17 protein-coding genes and 1 pseudogene are annotated in these 19085 nt (G+C 65.2%); 8 read left to right on the forward strand and 10 right to left on the reverse strand.

Translation table 11 applies throughout. The features are described from left to right. The first annotated feature begins 121 nt into the window (after positions 1–121). The 5 genes from ACTXG6_RS34655 to ACTXG6_RS34675 all read left to right on the forward strand — a co-directional run bounded on the left by ACTXG6_RS34655 (position 122) and on the right by ACTXG6_RS34675 (position 4359). Entirely contained in the window at positions 122–1039 is a 918-nt protein-coding gene (locus tag ACTXG6_RS34655) for an SDR family oxidoreductase (protein WP_445183564.1), read from the forward strand. Between the two features lie 44 nt (positions 1040–1083). Further along, on the forward strand, positions 1084–2019 hold the full coding sequence (locus ACTXG6_RS34660; RefSeq protein ID WP_445183565.1) for a TIGR03564 family F420-dependent LLM class oxidoreductase: 936 nt from the start codon (positions 1084–1086) through the stop codon (positions 2017–2019). A gap of 149 nt (positions 2020–2168) precedes the next feature. Next, positions 2169–2774, forward strand: coding sequence for an SDR family NAD(P)-dependent oxidoreductase (locus ACTXG6_RS34665; RefSeq protein WP_445183566.1), 606 nt, complete (start codon positions 2169–2171; stop codon positions 2772–2774). Beyond that, on the forward strand, positions 2759–2938 hold the full coding sequence (locus ACTXG6_RS34670) for an SDR family oxidoreductase (RefSeq protein WP_445183567.1): 180 nt from the start codon (positions 2759–2761) through the stop codon (positions 2936–2938). The genes ACTXG6_RS34665 and ACTXG6_RS34670 overlap by 16 nt, the downstream gene beginning before the upstream one ends. Before the next feature lie 497 nt (positions 2939–3435). Beyond that, the gene (locus ACTXG6_RS34675; RefSeq protein WP_445183568.1) at positions 3436–4359 is read left to right on the forward strand and encodes an SDR family NAD(P)-dependent oxidoreductase; all 924 of its coding nucleotides are present in this window, start codon (positions 3436–3438) and stop codon (positions 4357–4359) included. Positions 4360–5049: 690 nt separating this feature from the next. Here ACTXG6_RS34675 and ACTXG6_RS34680 read toward each other — a convergent pair. The 4 genes and pseudogenes from ACTXG6_RS34680 to ACTXG6_RS34695 form a co-directional block, all read right to left on the reverse strand. Next, positions 5050–6221, reverse strand: a protein-coding gene (locus ACTXG6_RS34680) for an IS3 family transposase (RefSeq protein ID WP_445183569.1) whose coding sequence is annotated in 2 segments (ribosomal slippage) — positions 5050–5969 and positions 5969–6221 — 1173 coding nt in all. Because the reading frame shifts where the segments join, the coding sequence is not laid out codon by codon here. A 173-nt stretch (positions 6222–6394) separates the two neighbouring features. After that, positions 6395–6701, reverse strand: a pseudogene (locus ACTXG6_RS34685) (transposase); the annotation flags it as partial. Position 6702: 1 nt separating this feature from the next. Beyond that, a complete protein-coding gene (locus tag ACTXG6_RS34690; protein WP_445183570.1) occupies positions 6703–7638 on the reverse strand; it encodes an SDR family NAD(P)-dependent oxidoreductase in 936 nt (311 codons plus the stop codon). A gap of 107 nt (positions 7639–7745) precedes the next feature. Then, on the reverse strand, positions 7746–8210 hold the full coding sequence (locus ACTXG6_RS34695) for a nuclear transport factor 2 family protein (RefSeq protein ID WP_445183571.1): 465 nt from the start codon (positions 8208–8210) through the stop codon (positions 7746–7748). Positions 8211–8386: 176 nt separating this feature from the next. Here ACTXG6_RS34695 and ACTXG6_RS34700 point away from each other — a divergent pair, with 176 nt between their 5' ends. After that, positions 8387–9334: a helix-turn-helix transcriptional regulator gene (locus ACTXG6_RS34700; protein WP_445183572.1), complete on the forward strand. Its 948-nt coding sequence runs from the start codon at positions 8387–8389 to the stop codon at positions 9332–9334. A gap of 423 nt (positions 9335–9757) precedes the next feature. On the opposite strand, the gene ACTXG6_RS34705 is transcribed toward ACTXG6_RS34700, so the two are convergent. Both ACTXG6_RS34705 and ACTXG6_RS34710 read right to left on the reverse strand, forming a co-directional pair. After that, a complete protein-coding gene (locus ACTXG6_RS34705) occupies positions 9758–10228 on the reverse strand; it encodes a carboxymuconolactone decarboxylase family protein (RefSeq protein ID WP_445183573.1) in 471 nt (156 codons plus the stop codon). Between the two features lie 275 nt (positions 10229–10503). Next, positions 10504–11304, reverse strand: a complete 801-nt coding sequence (locus tag ACTXG6_RS34710; protein WP_445183574.1) for a GntR family transcriptional regulator — start codon at positions 11302–11304, stop codon at positions 10504–10506. 194 nt (positions 11305–11498) lie between these two features. On the opposite strand from ACTXG6_RS34710, the gene ACTXG6_RS34715 reads away from it, so the two are divergent. After that, positions 11499–12065 carry a VOC family protein gene (locus ACTXG6_RS34715; protein WP_445183575.1) on the forward strand — a complete coding sequence of 189 codons (567 nt, stop codon included), beginning with the start codon at positions 11499–11501 and terminating at the stop codon, positions 12063–12065. 1040 nt (positions 12066–13105) lie between these two features. Continuing rightward, the gene (locus ACTXG6_RS34720; protein ID WP_445183576.1) at positions 13106–14323 is read left to right on the forward strand and encodes an ABC transporter permease; all 1218 of its coding nucleotides are present in this window, start codon (positions 13106–13108) and stop codon (positions 14321–14323) included. A 416-nt stretch (positions 14324–14739) separates the two neighbouring features. On the opposite strand, the gene ACTXG6_RS34725 is transcribed toward ACTXG6_RS34720, so the two are convergent. The 4 genes from ACTXG6_RS34725 to ACTXG6_RS34740 all read right to left on the reverse strand — a co-directional run bounded on the left by ACTXG6_RS34725 (position 14740) and on the right by ACTXG6_RS34740 (position 18981). Continuing rightward, positions 14740–15561, reverse strand: coding sequence for an enoyl-CoA hydratase/isomerase family protein (locus ACTXG6_RS34725; RefSeq protein WP_445183577.1), 822 nt, complete (start codon positions 15559–15561; stop codon positions 14740–14742). Positions 15562–15620: 59 nt separating this feature from the next. Beyond that, complete coding sequence (locus tag ACTXG6_RS34730) at positions 15621–16853, reverse strand: acetyl-CoA acetyltransferase (protein ID WP_445183578.1); 1233 nt, start codon at positions 16851–16853, stop codon at positions 15621–15623. 489 nt (positions 16854–17342) lie between these two features. Next, positions 17343–18347, reverse strand: a complete 1005-nt coding sequence (locus tag ACTXG6_RS34735; RefSeq protein WP_445183579.1) for a hypothetical protein — start codon at positions 18345–18347, stop codon at positions 17343–17345. Beyond that, positions 18265–18981 (reverse strand): flavin-containing monooxygenase, encoded by a 717-nt coding sequence (locus ACTXG6_RS34740; protein WP_445183580.1) that lies wholly within the window; start codon positions 18979–18981, stop codon positions 18265–18267. Before ACTXG6_RS34740 ends, ACTXG6_RS34735 begins: the two co-directional genes overlap by 83 nt. Positions 18982–19085 lie beyond the last annotated feature (104 nt).

Raw genomic sequence — 19085 nt, forward strand, 5'->3', positions numbered from 1 at the left:
GAATTGAGACTCCAGTCTGGACTGCAATCCGAACTTGGATTACAGTCTGGACTGAAATCCAAGTCTCGATGGTCTCGGTATCCGCTGAGGCGAGGGTGATCGACCGATCTGGAGGTTGCGCGTGCGTGTTTTCGTCACTGGGGCGTCCGGCTGGCTCGGCTCCGCGGTTGTTCCTGAGCTCATCGGCGCGGGTCATGAGGTCACCGGCCTCGCCCGTTCGGCCGCCTCGGCCGCTGCCCTCGCCGAGGCCGGGGTCCGGGTACATCGCGGCGATCTTTACGATCTCGACGGTCTGCGTGCCGCGGCCGGGGCGTCGGATGGTGTGATCCACCTGGCGTTCGACGTCGAATCCGCTTTCTCGGGCAACTTTCAGGGCGCGGTCGAGGCGGACCGGCACGCTGTCGAGGCGTTGGGCGAGGCGCTCACCGGTTCTGATCGGCCGCTGGTCATCGCCTCGGTGACACTCGTGCTAGCGCCGGGGCGGCTGGGAACCGAACAGGACGCGCCTGGCCTTGACCCGGCCGCGGCCGGCGGACCGCGGGCCCGGTTGGCCACCGAGCTAGTCGCGCTCTCGTTCGCCTGGCAAGGCGTCCGCTCGTCGGTTGTGCGACTTCCGCCGACCTGTCACGGCGACGGGGACCACGGATTCCTCGCGGCCCTGGTCGGTATCGCCCGTGCCAAGGCAGTCTCCGGCTACATCGGCGACGGCTCCAACCGTTGGCCCGCCGTGCACCGCCGCGACGCCGCGCACCTGTTTCGGTTGGCCCTGGAGAAGGCCCCGGCGGGAGCCAAGCTGCACGTGGTCGCGGACGAGGGCGTACCGATCCGCACCATCGCCGAGGTGATCGGGCGACATCTCGACCTCCCCGTGGTCTCCGTCCCCGCCGAGCGGGCGAGCGAGCACTTCGGCCGGCTGGCGGGTTTCCTCGCCGCCGACAACCCAGCCTCGAGCACGCGCACCCGCGAGCTACTGGGCTGGGACCCGACACATCCCGGGCTCCTCGAGGACCTCGACAAGGGCCACTACTTCCACAGCTGATCCGCATGATCAGCCGAGCCGGTGCATCACCACGGAGGAACATCATGAAACTGGGCGTGACGCTGTCCACCTTCGCCGCCACGGAGACCACCAACGTCGTCGACCGCGCCGTCGAGCTCGGCACCGAGGCCGAGCGGCTCGGCCTGGACTCGATGTGGTTCGCGCAGATGGCCAGCTACGACGCGATCGCGCTGGCCTCCGCGGTGGGTCGAGCCGTTCCCCGGATCTTCGTCGGCACCGCGGTGGTGCCGATCTATCCTCGGCACCCGCAGATACTCGCGTCCGCGGCTAAGACCGCGCAGGCGGCCACCGGTGGCCGGTTCCAACTGGGCATCGGGCTCGGCGCCAAGAATCTGCTCGAACCCGCCTACGGCCTGCCCTACCCGCCCCCGATTACCCACCTGCGCGAGTATCTCGGCGCGCTACGGCCGCTGCTCGACGGGAAGGACACCGGCTACGACGGCGCCACCGTGACCTCGCACCCGGTCGCTGCCACTGCGGTGGCCGGCGCCGAACAGACCATCCCGGTGCTGGTCGCCGCGATGGGACCACAGGCGCTGCGGATCACCGGCCAATTCGCCGACGGCACGATTCCATTCCTGGCCGGGCCGAAGGCGCTGGAGCAACACATCGTCCCCGCGCTCACCAAAGCGGCAGCCAGCGCTGGCCGACCGGCGCCTCGGATCATCATCACCGTGCCCGCGGTGGTCACTGACAAAGCCGCCGAGGTGATCGCCTCGGCGACCGAGCAGTTGGCCTTCTACGAGCACATCCCCTCCCACCAGCGGGTGTTCGACTGGGACGGGGTGGACAGAGCCGGGGAGCTGATGCTGGCGGGCGACGAGGACACGGTGGCCGCCGGGCTACGCCGCTACCTCGACGCCGGTGCCACCGAGATCACGCTGACCTACACCGACGTGGCGGGGGACGCGGACCGGGCACGCACCTGGCGCCTCGCCGGTGAACTGGCCAGCTCCTGACCAGCCGCTCTCGGTCGACGCACCTGATGGCCAGTCGTAGGCGAGCGCGGTCGCGCACCGCGGATAAGCGCTTGTCCCGGAGGGTGCCGAACGCTTGGCGCGCCGGAGTTCAGCCCGGAACTTGATGATACGTAAGGAGCAGAATGAGTATGTCAGCGCAACTGCATGACGTTGCCGGCGCCTCGCTCGCGGGTCGGCGTGCGCTGGTCACCGGGGGATCTCGGGGGATCGGCGCCAGTATTGTCCGGCGGCTTGCGGCCGAGGGTGCCGCCGTGGCGTTCACCTACCGGGAGGCAAACGGGGCCGCGAGCAGCCTCGAGCGGGAGGTGATCAGTTCCGGTGGCCTGGCTTGGGCGGTCCAGGCCGACGGTGAGGATCCTGTGGCGCTCCGCACGGCGATCTCGGCGGCCGTCGAGCGGTTCGGCGGGCTCGATGTCCTGGTGAACAACGCGGGCATCTCTCATGTGGCCCCGATGGCGGAGTTCCCGTTGGCCGAATATGACCGGCTTCTGGCCGTCAACGTCCGGGCGATCTTCGTGGCGATCCAGGCTGCCTTGCCGCATCTCGGCGCGGATGGGCGGATCATCAGCATCGGCAGCGTCCTAGCAGAGCGGGCCCCAATCAGCGGTTTCAGCGTTTACTCGCTCACGAAGGCAGCGATCGCCGGACTGTCTCGCTCCCTTTTGCCCGTGAACTCGGACCTCGTGGCATCACGGTCAACACCGTCCAGCCGGGTCCGGTGGAGACCGACATGAATCCTGCCTCCGGGCAGTTCGCCGATGCCATGCGAGCGTTGTCCGCGGTTGGCCGCTACGCCCAACCCCACGACATCGCCGATGTCGTGGCGTTTCTCGCGCGAGCCGAGGCGCGGTTCGTGACCGGCGCGACCTGGAACGTCGACGGCGGCTACGCCCTCTGAGCCTCCTCTACGACGGCTCGCTACACGAGTGGACCAGCAACCCCGAGCTCCCCCTCGAAATAGGCTAACTGGCCGTGCGGCCGGCCCAGTTGATCGGCGGCAACGCTTACACCAGTTCTCAAGCGGCGTTGGGATCGCACACGCTGAACCTTGGCCGCGGAACTCGCGGGTACGGGACTCACGCTCAACGCATTCCGCCCGGGCATTGTCGATACGGCGATCCACGCATGGATCACGAGTCAGCAGCCGGAGCTGATCAGGGTGGGCGTCCACGATCGCTTCATCGGTTTCCGCGAACAGGGCGTGCTTATCACGCCAGGCGATCGGCAGGGTTGTCGGCCACTCGCGATCGGGTGGAGGCCGCGTGGTCGTCGGTCGGCTTCGTCGTCGTCGAGTGGCAGCTCGACCGCCGGCCTGTCAACAAGAGACCAGCGGTTTGTTATCTCAGGCAAGAAACCGTCGCAATGCCGGACTGATCCGAACCACGGAGGAGAGCCATGACAGAGAAGTGGACAGAGCGCGCCGTCCCCGAGCAGCAGGACCGGGTGGCGGTCATCACCGGCGCCAATTCCGGCTTGGGATTCGAGACCGCCCGGGTCCTCGCGGCCCGCGGTGCGTCGGTGGTGCTGGCCGTGCGGGATGTCGAGAAGGGCAAGCGGGCGGCCGCCCGTCTCGCCGAGACCGCGCCGGGCGCCGACCTCACCGTCCAACCGCTCGACCTGACCTCGCTGACGTCCGTCCGCGCGGCCGCGGCGGAGTTGCGGGACCGGCACCCGAAGATCGATCTTTTGGTCAACAACGCCGGGGTGATGAACCCACCCCGGCAGGTCACGCGCGACGGGTTCGAACTGCAGTTCGGTACCAACCACCTCGGGCACTTCGCGCTCACCGGGCTGCTGCTGGATCGGCTGCTGACCGTGCCGGGTTCGAGGGTCGTGACGGTCAGCAGCGTGGCCCACCGGATTCGGGCACACATCCACTTCGACGACCCGCAGTGGGAGCGGTCCTACGACCGGGTGGCGGCCTACGGGCAGTCCAAGCTGGCCAACCTGATGTTCACTTACGAGCTGCAGCGCCGGCTGACCGCACGCGGCGCCAGCACCATCGCCGTCGCCGCGCACCCCGGATTCGCCGACACCAAACTCCTGCGCAACTCACCCGCCGCCATCCGCCTGATCGAGCCCGTCATCGCGCCCCTGCTCACCCAGAACGCGGCCATGGGCGCACTGCCCACGCTACGGGCCGCCACCGACCCCGCAGTGCTCGGCGGCCAGTACTACGGCCCCGACGGCCTCGGCCAGCGAGCCGGACACCCCCGCCTGATCATCTCCAGCGCACAGTCCTACGACCTGGCCATCCAGCGGCACCTGTGGACCCTCTCCGAGGAGCTCACCCGGGTGACCTTCCAGCTCCGACAATGAGGACGGAGCCAGCGCCGCATTCTCGACACCCGGAAACGTGCTGAGTTCTAGGGACCTGCATCGGGGCGCCCACACCGCCGAACGAGAACCCGCCCGCCCGCACGCCGGGCTCCGGCCTGCCGGTCACTTGGCCCATGGTCCTCGCGCGCCTCGATGCTGTTGGTCAGCTCGGTGCAGACGCGGTCGGAGCGCGGGCGTCATTCCTCGGTGAGCAGGTAGTGCAGGAACCGGTCCGGACTCGCCCACACACTTGCGACGGCCGGTGTCGACCTCACAAGTGCAAACCGCTCGGCTCGTCCAGCATCCGACAGATCCACTTCATCCTGAGCGGCGCCTACAAGAAAGCGGTCCGCTGGCGCTGGGTAGCTATTAGCCCCATTGCGCAGGCAGAGCCACCGGCCGCGAGGAAACCAAATCCCTCACCCCCCAGCACTGCTGACGCGGCGCGCATCATCACGGAAGCCTGGAAGGACCCCGATTGGGGCACACTGGTTTGGCTGACGATGGTGACCGGCGCACGCCGAGGGGAACAGTGCGGCCTCCGCTGGAAGCACATCGACCTTGAGCAGGCCGTCCTGACCTACGAACGATCCATCGGGCAAGACGAAGATGGCACCTGGGAGAAGGACACCAAGCAGCATCAGCAAAGTGGGCCGCCCCGCGTTTTCCGGATAGATCCTATTCGTGTTGTTAAGCCGCTGACCGCTGATTCTGGTACTCGGTCCGAGCTTCCTGTGGTGTTCGGTAGCCCAGCGCCGAGTGGAGACGTTTCGTATTATAGTGGAACTCAATGTAGCGCGCGACATCCTTGCGGGCATGTTCACGCGTTGGGTACACAGTTCGATTGACCCGCTCAACCTTCAGAGTTGCGTTGAACGATTCCGCCTGGGCATTATCGAAACATGAGCCTACCCGTCCGACCGAATGGCGCAGGTCGAGCTGGTCAACCACCTCGGCGAACGCACGACTAAGATACTGGGAGCCGTGATCGGTGTGAAATATTGCCTCCGGTTCCAGGTGGTGGTTGCGCGCCGCCATACGCAATGCGTCGATAACCAACTCGGTGCGCATGTGCTCGGCGATTGCGTACCCGACGCATTCCTTGGTACAGCAGTCAATAACGGTCGCCAAGTAAGCGAATCCGTCCCAAGTCGGCAAATAGGTGATGTCTCCGACCATTTTCGTGCCCGGGGCGTCCGCGCTGAAGTCGCGGGCCACCAGGTCTGGCAGCGCCTCGGCACCCTCCCCGGCCTCAGTGGTGGTCGGCCGCCAGGGACGCGGCTGGCACGCGACCAGGTCCAGCTCACGCATGATGTCACGGACGAGCTCGGCGCAGCACTGGTCGCCCTGACGGACCAGGGCGGCATGGACCCGGCGGTACCCGTAGGTGCCGTCGGACTCGTCGAAGATCACCTGGATGAGCGCGGCTAAGTGCTTGCGACGCCGGGCAGTAGCCGACGGCGGACGGTCCACCCACTCGTAATAGCCCGAAGTGGACACGGCAAGCCAAACGCACGCTCTTACCACCGGATACTGTGCCTTCTCCGCATCGATGAACGCATACTTCTCGCTCACCGATACTCCTGCGCGAAGAAGGCCGCCGCTTTCCCCAAGAACTCGGTTTTCATCCGCAACTCGCGGACCTCGCGCTCAAGTTCGCGGAGCCGTGCGCGTTCCGATAGACTCAACGGAGGTTCGTCACCAGCATGCTCGGCCCTGTACTTGCTCACCCACGACCCGAGAGTCCCTTCGTGGACGCTTATCTCCCGAGCTACCTCAGCAATGGGGCGCATTGACTCGACGACCAACCGCGCCGCCTCGGCCTTGAACTCAGGACTGTATTTACGGCGTTTTTCTTGCACCTTCCGCCCTCCATTCCGGACGAGACCTTATTGGGTCCCCTATCCGGAATCGAGGAGGCTCGCCAAAGGCGGAACGCGCTCGACCCCGACACCGTCACGGTGCTAGCCGAACACCGGACCCGTTGTGAGGAACGAGCAGCCGCCCTTGGGGTCGTCCTCACGGGCGACGAGTGGGTGCTCAGGGCCTGCCGGAGCAGACCGGTCCAGGGTGCGTGAGCGGACAGGTGCAGCGCGGTGCTGCGCCAGGATCGGGCGAGTCGGCCGGCGATGGAGAACAGGCGTAGCCTTAGGCGCTTGGGTTCCCACCGTCTGGCGGGGTGGGTGGGCAGGGTGAGCATCTGCGTCCAGGCGGTGAGTTCGCCGGCCAGCTAGACGATGGCACACCAGATCCGGTTCTGGTTCATCTCGTGCAGGGGCAGATTCGTCAGGCCGGTGTCTTTCGCGGTCCGGTCCTCGGGGTCGCGCTCGGCGTCCGTGTCGGTCAGCCGACTAACTGCTCGGACACCTCCCAGAGTCGAGCAGCGTTAGCGGGGTCGAGTGCGTAGCGGGCCACGCCGGCGAGTGTGCCGCTGGGGCTGTCGAGGGTTTCGGTCTCGTTGCAGTCCACGAAGTAGTGCCCGCCGATTCCCTGTAGCCGCGGCGAGGTCGCCAGCAGCACCGACGTCGCCGCGCCCTGCTGGGTCGTCTTGAACTGCTCGGCCGGGAGAGCTGCACCGCTGTCCGTACCCCCGACGTGGCGCTGCAGGTTGGTGTAGATCATGCCGGGCATCAGCGCGTTGGCGGTGATCCCCTCCTCGGCCCAGCGCCGGGTCGCTTCAACCGCGAACAGTACGTTCGCGGTCTTGGACTGCCCGTAGGCCAGCCAGGGGTCATAGGGACGGAAGGCGAAATGCAGGTCGTCGAAGATGACCGGGGAGAGCTGGTGTCCGCTGGAGCTGACCGACACGATGCGTACCTCGCCGACCGAGGATGCCCCAGCGGCCAGTGCCCCACGCAAACCGGTGGCCAGCGCGAAGTGCCCGAGATGGTTGGTCGCGAACTGCAGCTCCCAGCCTTCAGGGGTGTAGGTCTGTGGGCAGGCCATCACGCCCGCGTTGTTCACCAGTAGATGCAGCGGACCGACCCAGTCAGCGGCGAAGGCGGCGACAGAAGATCGGTCGGCCAGGTCCAGCCCGACGACTCGCACAGTGGCGTTGTCCGTGGACTCGGTGATCTCGGCCGCCACCCGCGCGCCGGCCCGGGTATCGCGGACCGCGAGGGTGACCTCGGCTCCGGTGCCGGCCAGTGCGCGCGCCGTCTCTACGCCGATGCCCGATGCCCCGCCTGTCACGATAGCCCGCCGCCCGGTCAGATCGATGCCCTTGGCCACTTCGGCGGCGGTGGAGGAGAAGCCGAACCCAGTGGTGATGAGTGTCATTGCGGGCTCCAACAACGAGGCCAGACGTTCACGGCGTCTGTGCGGGCGTGGTGGTCTTCGTGTGGTCGGCCCGCCACGGCGGGACACGACAGTCGTGTGGTCATGGATCAGGCGTCCGTTCCGGTAGTCCCTTTTCCAACCGGCACTCCCGTGCCGAGTGCGTCGAGGACGGCCAGCGGGTCCATGTAGTCCCGCCAGTGCGTCACCTTGCGGTCTCGGATCGTGACCACAGAGATGAAGCGGTTGGTGTAGGGGTGTCCGGTACCGACGGCCCGGCCGTGGACCGTGTATTCGAGGACAACGACCGACGACTCGCGGTCTCGGTAGACGGCCAGATCGCTACAGCGGTCCAGCATTATCATGTCCCCCTCCCCCCGATACAACTCGGCGAGGTTGTCGCGACCCTCAACCCGCCGCGGGTAGCCGGGAACGGTGACCACGAATTCGGTGATCGCGTCCTCGGCGAACAGGTCGAAGAAGTGTCCGCCGTCGACCAACCCGGCGAGCCCCTTCTCGATGATCCGGAAGAACGGCTCCAAGGCCTTGAAGTCCTGAAGGTTCGTCACCGTCATCTCATTTCCTCATTTCGTCGTGGCCAGCCGTCGAGCAGCGTCAACCTGCCCGCCGCGTGGTGCGAGCGGTCGGATTGATGCGCGGGCGGGCCCGGGTGCTTGGTGCCCGCGGTCCCCACGCTACGACGAGACCAGGACAGCTTCTGTCCTGGTTACGACTTATGCTGCCCGATGTGATGAGCACGTCTGGGCGGCTGCTGCGGCTGCTCTCGCTGCTCTCGACGCGTCCGTCGTGGAGCAACGGCGAGCTGGCCGAGCGGATGGAGGTCACCGAGCGCACAGTGCGACGCGACGTCGCGAAGTTGCGCGACCTCGGCTACGGCATCCAGTCCGACGCCGGGCCAGGGGGCGGCTACCGGCTCAGCCGCGGTACCAAGGTGCCACCGTTGAGCCTCGACGACGAGGAGGCGTTCGCCGTCGCGGTGGCCCTGCGCGAAGCCGCGCTCAACGGAGTCCTGGGCAGCGATCAAGCCGCGCTGTCAGCGCTGTTGAAGCTGCGGAAATTGCTGCCCTCGCGCATCGCGGACCGGCTCGGCGAACTCGATGACGCATTCGTGCACACCCCCAGATCCGACGAACGCGACGTTTCCGCCGCCGTGCTGCTGGAACTGGCCACAGCCTGCCGCCGGGGCGAACGCACCCAGCTGTCCTACCGCGACCGGCTGGCCCGGGCCACTGTCCGCAACGTCGACCCCTACCGCCTGGTGCGCACCGGTCACCGGTGGTACCTGGTCGCCCTCGACACCACGCGGGGACAGTGGCGCACGTTTCGGGCCGACCGGGTGACGCAAGCACGCCCGACCGGTCACCTGGTGCACCTCGTCGACCCGCCCGACGCCGCACTGCTCGTCTCCCGCATGCTCACCAGCAACTATCCGCTCTACACAACAGTCCGCCTACCCCTGCCCCTGGATCAGGCAATGCGACTCGTCCCGCCGAACCTCGGCACCCACCATCCCGACGGTCCCGACGCCACCATCACCACGATCGGCGGCTCCGACCCGGACGGGCTCGCCGCCTACCTGCTCCGCCTCGGCACCCCGCTGCGCGTGCTGTCCCCCGATGACGTCCGCGACGCACTGCGCCGCCGCATCCGAGACCTACTCAACGACCAAGAAGGCTGAGCCCAGAGACACCCAACGCCGCGGACTAACCCGCTGCCCGACCGGTTGCGCGCCATGCCCGGCTCGCCGTGGCAGCCGAGGTAGCAGAACATCTACTGCTCCGCCTTGGTGACGGTGCGCCGCCAGGGCCCACGCCGCCGATATTGCAGCGTGATTCTGGACGACCCGCGCACGGACCGTCCACCGGGCGACTCACCGGGAGCATTGAGAGGGCCGCGTGTCCGCGGCTAGGCGCTCGCGGTGATCTCGCCGGAGGACTCGGACGCAATGGCAGAAACGGCCGAGGTGCTGCGCGCACCCCCGACGCGCTGCCAAGGCGATCGCCGAAGGGATGACTGAGCTGCATACCGGCAGCAGATCAATGGCCGGCGAGCACTCCACGCTCGTTAATCGGCATGTGTTTTTACTGACCGATTCAGGCAGCTACTGGATGTCCAGCCGGGATGCCGCGGTGATGGATTCCAGGCCGTCGGTTTCGTCGATGTCGACGTCCAGCACCGTGAGGAACCGGGCGAGCGACCAGTAGAACCCGGCAACCCGGATCAGCTCGACTATCTCGCGGCGGCTGAATACCTGGCGGACTTCGGCGAAGACGTCGTCATGAACTCGAGGTTTGTCCACGATCTCCCGGACGAATGTGATAATCAGGCGGTCCCGTGCGGTGAGCGTATCCGCCTCGAAATCCTTCGACCGGATAGACTGGCGCGCGGATGGGCTGATGCCCACGGATTCCGACAACTCGACGTGCTGAATCCATTCGTACTCGCACTCAGCCAGCGTCGAGACCGTCAGGATGACGATCTCCCGATCCCGATCCGGCAGCTCAAGCGCGGTGAACTGGTCCTTTACAGTCTGCATGAATGACACAGCAAGCGCCGGCGAGTAGGCGATCATGCAGGTCACCCCCACTTTTCGTGGCATCTGGTCCAGGACCGCGCGGACCTTACCCGACAACGACCCCACGTCGGGATAGGGAATTCGGGCCATGTTGGTCGTTCCTTCCTCCGGTTGTCACGTGTGCTGGCCGGCCTTCAGCTCGGCGAGGTAGCGGGGGGCGGTCTAGGTGACGCCCGGGACCACCGCGATGGTCGCCTCGGTGAGCCGGTGCGATGACATGACCGGGCCTCCGGGCGGTCAGGCGGTCTCGGCCCATGTTGGGGCCGGGGTCGTCACAGCGCCTGTCCGCGCGGCTTGTTCGGCGGCGCGTCGCCGCGCGCGGGCGTGCGCCATGCGCGATCGGCAGCAGCATGCAGGACCCATGGATAATGCGACCCGTCCACGATCGAGGTCATGATGAGGCAATTCTTGGTGATGTGCGTAGCCACGAGTTCGGCGCATTTAGCCCCGTCCCGATCGAGCGCGGCCCGCAGGATCGCATGATGTTCGATGGCTGCGAGTTGGGCGACTGCCTGCAGATTGGCGCTGCTCCCGATCATCAGCTGCCGATAGCGCTCACCGGACTGCCAGAGTTCCTCAGCCAGTCGCCGAACCCGGTCACCGGCACGACTAAGCAGCAACGAATGGAATTGCAGATGTGCGGTCCGGGCCGCTTCAAAGTCAGGGATATCCTGGAGCCGGGCCGTCGCGGCCTCGGCGTTAGCGATCTCCGCCAAGTCGGTATCGGTCAAGTACGGCACGGACAGCTGCACGGCCATCGGCTCGACGGCCAGCCGTAACGCGCACAGCTGCTCGAAATCGTCGAGTTCGAGCGGCGCGACACGCATTTGACGATTGTGTTCAGCCTGGACCAGACCTTCGTTCTGCAGCATCCGGAGTGCCTCACGAAGAGTCGGACGACCGACCCCTAGAGACGCCGCCAACTGAACCTGCGAGACCTTCGCGCCTGGCTCCAGCCTGCCATTGAGGATGTCCGCCCGGACCTGCCGGTAGATCCACATCGCGCTACCACGGACCTCCACGTCACCAGCGGGACGCTCCTCCGCTTGCTCTTCACCCACATCGTCCGACATGCGTCAAATGTAAGCAGCACAGGCCTCGACCGCAAGTCATGCCAGCTCACCATGCTGCAAGACAAGACTTGTGGGAGCAAACTGCTTACAGGTACGGTGCGAGGGCGGGGGCCGAACGCGTACAGCGAGACCTCGCCCGTCCGGGAACGTGGCGATCACCAGGTTGGCTACCCCAGACCAGCAGGAGGCCGGCAATGACGCAGGTACAGGAAGTGCCCGAAGTGCACCCGACGACGCGGCCGCCGATCCGGCTGCATCACAACGCGTTCCTGACCAGGGATCAGGAGAAGACCCGCGTCTTCTATGAAGAGATCATTGGCATGCCACTGGTTGCCACCTGGACCGAAGTCGCGGAAATGGACGACGTCGAGTACATATATTGTCACACGTTCTACGCGCTCGCGGACGGGAGCGCGCTCGCCTTCTTCCAGTTCGCGGACCAGGCGGATCAGGACCGGTTCGGCCCGGATCTGCCGCCATCGCCATTTCGACACATCGCACTGGCAACCGACGCGATGACTCAATCCGGCATCCGCGAGCGAATCGCCGCGGCGGGCATTGTCGAGCCACGGACTTTCGTGATGGATCACGGGTACTGCATCTCGCTCTATATCACTGATCCGAACGGGCTGATCCTGGAGTTCACGGTGGACTCCCCTGACGCCGACGCGATCAACAAGGTCCGCCAGGAATCGGCACGCGCCGACCTGGCACGCTGGCTGGGCGGCGACCACACGCCGAACAACGATTTCCGGCATTGATCTTCCAGGAACCGGCAGTAAAGCTCACAGCATAACTCCGAACCAACGTGAGCCGACGCGACCTCGAAGGCGCAGCCGTACACGAACTGCCCGCCCCACAGGAGCGAGACCGATTTCAATCAAATTCGAGAGTTCCACTCGGTCGGCGCGCCATTTGACATAAATGATGGACGCGGCGGTCGGTCGATCGACTGCAGTCCGCGAGGCCTGGCCTTAGTACTGTGATGACAGCTCATGACCAGGGTGAATGCGAGAAGTTCCGCCTGGACTCGTTGTCAGTGACACCCATTACTGCAGCGTCCCAGATGATATCGAGGACGGCCACAGTGACTATGGGGAGGATGTTATGCCGGTACCATGACTGATATGACTTGATGTTCATTGAGTCAGGGTTCGTCTTTAGCGGTCAGGACCAATTCCTCGTTCGCGCACCGACTGTCAGCCACGCGCATCAAATCGGCCGAGCGGTCTCGGCTGACCCAGAGCAGATTTCATAGGCAATTGTCCTCGCTGTCGGTGATCTAGGGCCGCGCCCAGCCAGTGTCCCCGTCCCGGTACCTGCCACGGTCGGACATTGACAACGAGCCAGTTGTGCAACCGCCAGCCTTGCGCCCCGTTCCCACAGCTCAGGCCGCGTCCACTCGCTTCTCGCTCAACTCGGCAATCACCGCGTGCGTGCGACGTTGCCGCAACTCCGTCGAGATCACGACCTGCGACTTCAGCACGGCTAACACGTAAGTCAGACCCAGGCCGGATGGCCACTCCGACACCATGTGCACACATATGATCGGGGTAGCCGTCGGACCTCGCTGCCCTGGGACCTGGCGAGCGGGCGGTCGACGTGGCTCTGGACTGGCCACTCTACAAGCTTGGCTGGGCTCTACTGGCTCTGATTCTCGGAGTGCTCAGCGCGACGGCGATGCTCCTGGCAGTACGCCGATCGGCCGCCGCGGCATGGAACGACCACGAGACCGACAGCTTGACGCCGCGCTGCTCTCTAGCCGGCACAAGGTCCCCAACGTGTGCAAAGGAGCACAGCGATGCAATTTAGGGAAGAATTCCTTGTTGCCATTCACTGTATGCGCGTAGGTCGACTCCGCACTGCTCTGACCATGCTCGGAATAGTGATCAGCGTGTCACTGGTGATAGTGATGGTCGGACTAGGTAACGGCCTGGAAGGCACCTACCGATTGGCCTTCAACTCAGTTGTACAAGGTATCGGGATATCGCCGACGGCCCCTAATGTCACAGGGGGTAACGCCCCTAGAAGTCTCCATGATTCCGATATCGCCGCATTGCGCCGAGAAACTAATCCGTCGGCCGTTGCTGAAGTAATGCCGATCGTGGGCGGTCAAACTATGATGCGCCGCGGCTCCGAACAATATGGCGCTGCAGTGGTGGGCTCAACGGCAAGCTATCTACGGATGGAGAGCATCGCGGTGGTGGCAGGTGTAACATTCACTGACGGTCAGTATCGTGGCGGTGCGCGAGTCGTTTTAATAGGAATGACACTTGTGAACGAGCTGTTCGACGGAAACATCAATGCGGCGATCGGATCAAAAGTTATCATGGGCCGCCAGAATTTCGAGGTCATTGGGGTACTCGGTCCTGATGACCCCGGAAATAATACGGCCCTGATGCCAGCGACCACAGCTCGGGAGCGTTTATTCGGCGGTATGCACACCGTACAGGGTATCGGCGTAATCGCGGCCGACATGCTCCAGGTATCTGCGGCGGTAAAGGATATAAAGAACGTGATGGATCGCCAGCACTACATTAAAGAACCTGGTCAACGCGACTTTGGTATCACCTACGCGGGGGACGAGAGATCGGCGGACATGGCTGATATCTTCAACATGCTGCGATGGTTCGCTAGCGGCGTAACCGGGATCGCACTCTTCATCGGCGCGCTTGGGCTCGCCAATATCATGCTCGTCACGGTTACCGAGCGAACAAACGAGATCGGGGTACGTCGCGCTCTCGGCGCGCGGAGGGGGACCATCCTGCGCCAATTCCTAACCGAATCGGTAATAATCGCGGGCCTCGGAGGGCTATTCGGAGTCGCATGTGGCATTGGTGCTATATTGGCCAGCCGCCAGATCCTGCCAAAGATCGCTCCACTCTTGGGCAAGTCCGACATATCGATAGACGCTGTCCTGCTCGCCTTTGGCATCAGTCTCGCCGTGGGATTTCTCGCTGGCGGCTATCCCGCCGTGCGCGCGGCTCGCTTGTGCCCATGGGATGCGATCCGCTACTAGATTTCAAGTGAAATGCAAGGGAATGCACACCATGATCCGGACACAACCGGCCACGAGCCGCTGCCCGCTGACGGTCTCGATCCCCGCGGCAACCGCCGTCCGGGCAGGGGACGTCCAGGCCAACTCTCGTACGCGCTGTGAACACCGGGACCTCCGCAAATGTAGGCAACACCGGCCACAGGCCCAGCCCGACCGGCACCCACGACAACCTGCGTGAGGTCCGAGCCCTCAGACGGCAACGACCCGCCTGACCGGCATATCGTCCAAGGGCCGCACAGGTCGAAGGGGTGCGGTGGATGAGCGAGGACACCGCGATCGCTGAGCACGGACATCCGCTCGAAGTTGTCGGTCTCGTCCACGAGCTCGGTCGATCGGGGTGTTCGCCCCGGGTAGGACGTTCCGAGCCGGTGAGCCGGTCAGTGGTGGGTCTCGGTGGCCCGCTCCAACCAGCCCCGGCGCAGGTGCTCCGGTTGCTCCAGGTAGGCGCCCATGCGCTCGCGGGCGGCGTCGGACTGCATCGTCTCCAGGAAGTACCCGCTCTCGATAGCCAGCCCGGAGGTCAGGTTCGTGTCCAGGCCCCGGTACATCGCGGCCTTGATACTGGCGACCGAGGTCCCCGGCAGGGCGGCGATTTCGGTGGCGATCCGCACGGCGCGGGCGACCGAGTCGTCGGCGACCTCGTGAACCAGTCCGAGGCTCAGCGCTTCGTCGGGAGTGACCATCCGGGCGCGCAGCACGAACTCCAGCGCCCGCGCGGGCCCGATCAGCCGGGGCAGCCGCTGGGTGCCGCCGCCGCCGGGCATGATGCCGAGCCGGGCCTCGGGCAGCCCATAGCGGTGGTCGCCGGACTGGCCGACCCGGATGTCGCAGGCCAGTGACAGCTCGAAACCGCCGCCCATCGTGTCGCCGTTCATCGCTACGACCACGGCCTGCGGCAGCTCAGTCAGCCGGTCGAGCAGCGCGTGGAAACCCCGGCTTGGCGCCGCACCGCTTCGCGTCGACTCCGGCGTCGACGCGCGCTCGGCCAGTGTCTCCACGCTGAAATGGGTGATGAACCCGGTCGACCGGCCGTCGCCGCGCAGCACGACCGCGCGAAGTGACGGGTCAGCGTGCCAGGCCTTGATCAGCTCGTCCAGCTCGCCGACTGCCTCGAGGGTGAAGTAGTTCATCGGGGGGTTCGAGTAGGACGCGACGACCACGGGCGCGTTCGAGACCGTGGACAGGGACCAGAGCGCCATGGTGGCTGTCTTCCTCTCCGGCACGATGAATGGACCACCTCGACTGAGGGGCCAGTGGTTCAGTACTCCGCACGACCGACGACGAGGCTGACCGCGGTGCTGCAGCTCCCGCCGATGTTGAGAGTGGCCGCCAGCTGTGCTCCGTCGACCTGATATCCGCCGGCGGAACCCGTCACCTGCTTGTGGACGTCGAGAAGCATCCGCACCCCTGTGGCCCCGACCGGGTGGCCCGCGCCCAGCAGACCCCCCGACGGGTTCACCGGGATCGCCCCATCCATCTCGATCCGTCCGTCCTCAACTGCCTTCCACGCCTCGCCCGGACCGGTTATGCCGAGATGCTCGAGCGCGACGTACTCGTTGATAGCGAAGCAGTCGTGTGTCTCAATCACGTCGAGGTCCTGCACGCTGACCTCTGCTCGCCGGTACGCGTCGGTGATTGTCGCCCGGACGTTGGGGAAGAGGTAGGGCTGGTCCTCGCTGAGCGCGAACTTCGCGGACAGAGACAGTGGCGCCGAGTGGTGCCCCCAGCCTCGGAGCACGCTCGCTCGGCCGCCTGAGGTGCGCCGGCGCCGGGACCAGCCCTCCACAAACTGATCACTGGCCAGTATCACGGCGGCGGCTCCGTCGGTGATCAGGCCGCATTCGATCCGGCGGGTATCGCCGATGACGACCGGGTTCGCGGCGTTGTCAGCGGCGATCATCTCTGGCGTCAGCTCCCAGGAGCGCGACTGAGCCAGGGGGTTGTTCTTCGCGTTGTTACGGTTGAGCTCGGCAATCCGCGTCAGGTGCCCGCGGTCGAGGCCATAACGCTGCTTCACCGTCGCCCCGATGCGATCGAAGAGATCTGGCCAGGGAAGCGCTTTGTCGAACGGCTCCCCAGCCGTCCAGGCTGCCGCACCCAGCAGCTGTGAGGCATCGACGTCACCGAGATCGCGCATCAGCTCGACGCCCACGACTAGCGCAACGTCGTAGCGACCTGCCTCGAGTTCCGCGGCTGCGGCTAGGACGGCGACGCTGCCGGACGCGCACGCGGCCTCGTGCCGGCTGGTTGGGAGTGCGGACCACGCAGGATCTAACATCGGCAGCATCGCTCCGAGGTGGGACTGGTGGACGGCGCTTTCGGCGATGAAGTTTGCTACATGGGCGGTCTGCACTTCGCTGGGGCGGACGTCGGCATTCTCTAGAGCACCGTGGGACGCCGCCCCTAGCAGAGCCAGCAGCGGATGTTCGGCGGCCCGCGCCCACTTCGTCGAGAAGTCGGTTTGGCTACCTCCGAGCACATAGACGGTCACGAGCTTCTCCCCTTGGCGTTGTTGTCGTGCGACGAATGTTGTTGTGGTCCGGCGAGAGCTCGACTCAGATGTCCTCACGACGACACGCCTGTCCTCACGACGACGCGCCGCGGGCATGGCTGTGGAGCGCGACACGCAGACTTGTAGCCCGCCTTTGTCGATCTTTCCCGTGGCAGATACCGGGAGCGCCTCGATGATGCAGATCTCCGCCGGCACCGTGGCCTTCGCAAGGTCCCTGTCCAGAGGAACGCGCGGGAGCACTGCGGCGACCGCGCGGGGAGCATGTGGACGTGCGCGAAGGAACCCGAGGACTCACCAGCGAAATGCTTGCCGGGGCTCAGCGAGATCGTTCCCGTTATATGAGACTGCCTCAAGAGCCTCTGATCGAGTCCATGTGCGTTGACTCCGAGATCGTCAGCGCGAGCAGCTCGCTGGCCATGCGGCTGTCAGCGTTGGTATCGTCCGGCAGGCCTGCCGCGCCTTCCCGACTCAGACGCCGGTGAGATGGAAGGCGTCCCCAGTCAGGCTCTGATCGAGTTGATCGATGTAGCTCTTCAGACCACCGAAATACAATAAGGTGCGCGGCGCTTCGCCCGCGTGCGCGGCATTTCCGCCCGTAATCCACGAACGCACCTTGGGAAATAGAGTCTGCTGAGCGACGTCCTCGCACCTCGCGGCCCACTCGGCCCCCGCCCGCTCAGTCGACTCGATGGTCTCGGCGCCTGAATCTCGCACGTGCTGGATGGCATCGCCGATCCAGTCGACCTGGACCTCGATGGTGGGCGGGATGTTGCTAAAGCCCGTGAGCGGGCCGCCGATCATGAACCAATTCGGGAAGTTGGACGTGGTCAGGCCCAGGAAGGACGCCGGCTTAGGTGACCACGACTCCTGCAACGTCACCCCGCCACGGCCCACGTGCTCGATCTTGAAGAAGTTGCCAGTCACCGCGTCGAACCCGGTCGCGAAGATGAGAACATCCAGCTCGTGCAGGCGAGTTTCGGTGCGTACGCCTTCCGGAACGATTTCGATAATAGGATCCCCGGACAGATCCACTAGCTCGACGTTCGAGCGGTTGTACGTTTCATAGTAACCGTCGCAGCAGATCGGACGCCGGGCGAAGATATCTCGTGGCGTCAGCTTCTTGGCAGTCGCTGGATCCTCCACCGCCTCGTTGATCTTATTCTTGATGAAAGCTGCGGCCGATGCGTTGACCGCCGGGTCGATCACGACATCATTGAAGATTCCCAGCTGGAAACGGATCGCGCCGCCGCGCTGCCAGCCGGCCTCGAAGCTGGCCTCGCGCTCCTCATCTGACACGCTCAGCCCCGAGATCTCTGGCTCGTCCCACCCGTTGCCCAGACTCGTCGAACGTACACTGGCCCAGAAGCCTTCGTAATCGTTCTCGATCCCCTTAATCAGGTCGGGATCGATCGGGCCGTGCTGGGCTGGCACGACGTACTGCGGTGTGCGTTGGAACACCGACAGGCTCGACACGACCGGTGCGATCTCGGTGATGACCTGGGACCCGCTGCACCCAGTGCCGACGATAGCGACGCGCTTGCCCTTCAGGTCGGGGTCGGTCTGGGGCCAGCGCGCGGTGAAGTACTTTTTTCCCCGCGAACGAGTCCAGCCCGGGAATCGCCGGATAGTTTACCGACGAAAGTAGACCGATGCCCTCGATGAGGAACTGTGCCGACCACAGTTCGCCGTCAGAAGTCCCGACGATCCAGCGATTTGTCTCCTCGTTGAAGTGCGCGCTGCGGACCGTGGTATCGAACTGGATACTGCGGCGCAGGTCGAACCGGTCAGCCACATGTTCTAGGTACGCCAACAGCTCCGGCTGGTGTGGGTAGCGCTCGGACCACTTCCAGTCCCGGTACAGGTCCTTGTCGAAAGAGAAGCAGTACGCGTGCACCTCGACATCCGATCGAGCGCCCGGATAACGGTTCCAGTACCACACCCCACCAACCCCGCCCGCGCTGTCAAAGGCCTGGACGTCGAGCCCCCGTTCGTTCCGCAAGTGGTGGATCGCGTACAGGCCCGCAAACCCGGCACCGATGACGATGACCTCGACGTCCTGCGTTAACTGTGCTGACTGGTTCACTGTTCCATCCACGTTCTTGACCATGCTTGCTCCAATGTGATGAAGGCCGTCGCCCGTCTCGCTCCTGTGGGGCGGGCAGTTCGTGTACGGCTGCGCCTTCGAGGTCGCGTCGGCTCACGTTGGTTCGG

This window comes from Pseudonocardia sp. Cha107L01 (assembly GCF_052566575.1).

Coding starts and splice junctions, on each gene's coding strand:
- ACTXG6_RS34700 (WP_445183572.1), top strand. CDS start 8,387: ATGAGCACGTCTGGGCGGCTGCTGCGGCTGCTCTCGCTGCTCTCGACG.
- ACTXG6_RS34725 (WP_445183577.1), bottom strand. CDS start 15,561: ATGGCGCTCTGGTCCCTGTCCACGGTCTCGAACGCGCCCGTGGTCGTC.
- ACTXG6_RS34740 (WP_445183580.1), bottom strand. CDS start 18,981: ATGGTCAAGAACGTGGATGGAACAGTGAACCAGTCAGCACAGTTAACG.
- ACTXG6_RS34715 (WP_445183575.1), top strand. CDS start 11,499: ATGACGCAGGTACAGGAAGTGCCCGAAGTGCACCCGACGACGCGGCCG.
- ACTXG6_RS34665 (WP_445183566.1), top strand. CDS start 2,169: ATGTCAGCGCAACTGCATGACGTTGCCGGCGCCTCGCTCGCGGGTCGG.
- ACTXG6_RS34660 (WP_445183565.1), top strand. CDS start 1,084: ATGAAACTGGGCGTGACGCTGTCCACCTTCGCCGCCACGGAGACCACC.
- ACTXG6_RS34710 (WP_445183574.1), bottom strand. CDS start 11,304: ATGTCGGACGATGTGGGTGAAGAGCAAGCGGAGGAGCGTCCCGCTGGT.
- ACTXG6_RS34690 (WP_445183570.1), bottom strand. CDS start 7,638: ATGACACTCATCACCACTGGGTTCGGCTTCTCCTCCACCGCCGCCGAA.
- ACTXG6_RS34705 (WP_445183573.1), bottom strand. CDS start 10,228: ATGATCGCCTACTCGCCGGCGCTTGCTGTGTCATTCATGCAGACTGTA.
- ACTXG6_RS34720 (WP_445183576.1), top strand. CDS start 13,106: ATGCAATTTAGGGAAGAATTCCTTGTTGCCATTCACTGTATGCGCGTA.
- ACTXG6_RS34695 (WP_445183571.1), bottom strand. CDS start 8,210: ATGACGGTGACGAACCTTCAGGACTTCAAGGCCTTGGAGCCGTTCTTC.
- ACTXG6_RS34675 (WP_445183568.1), top strand. CDS start 3,436: ATGACAGAGAAGTGGACAGAGCGCGCCGTCCCCGAGCAGCAGGACCGG.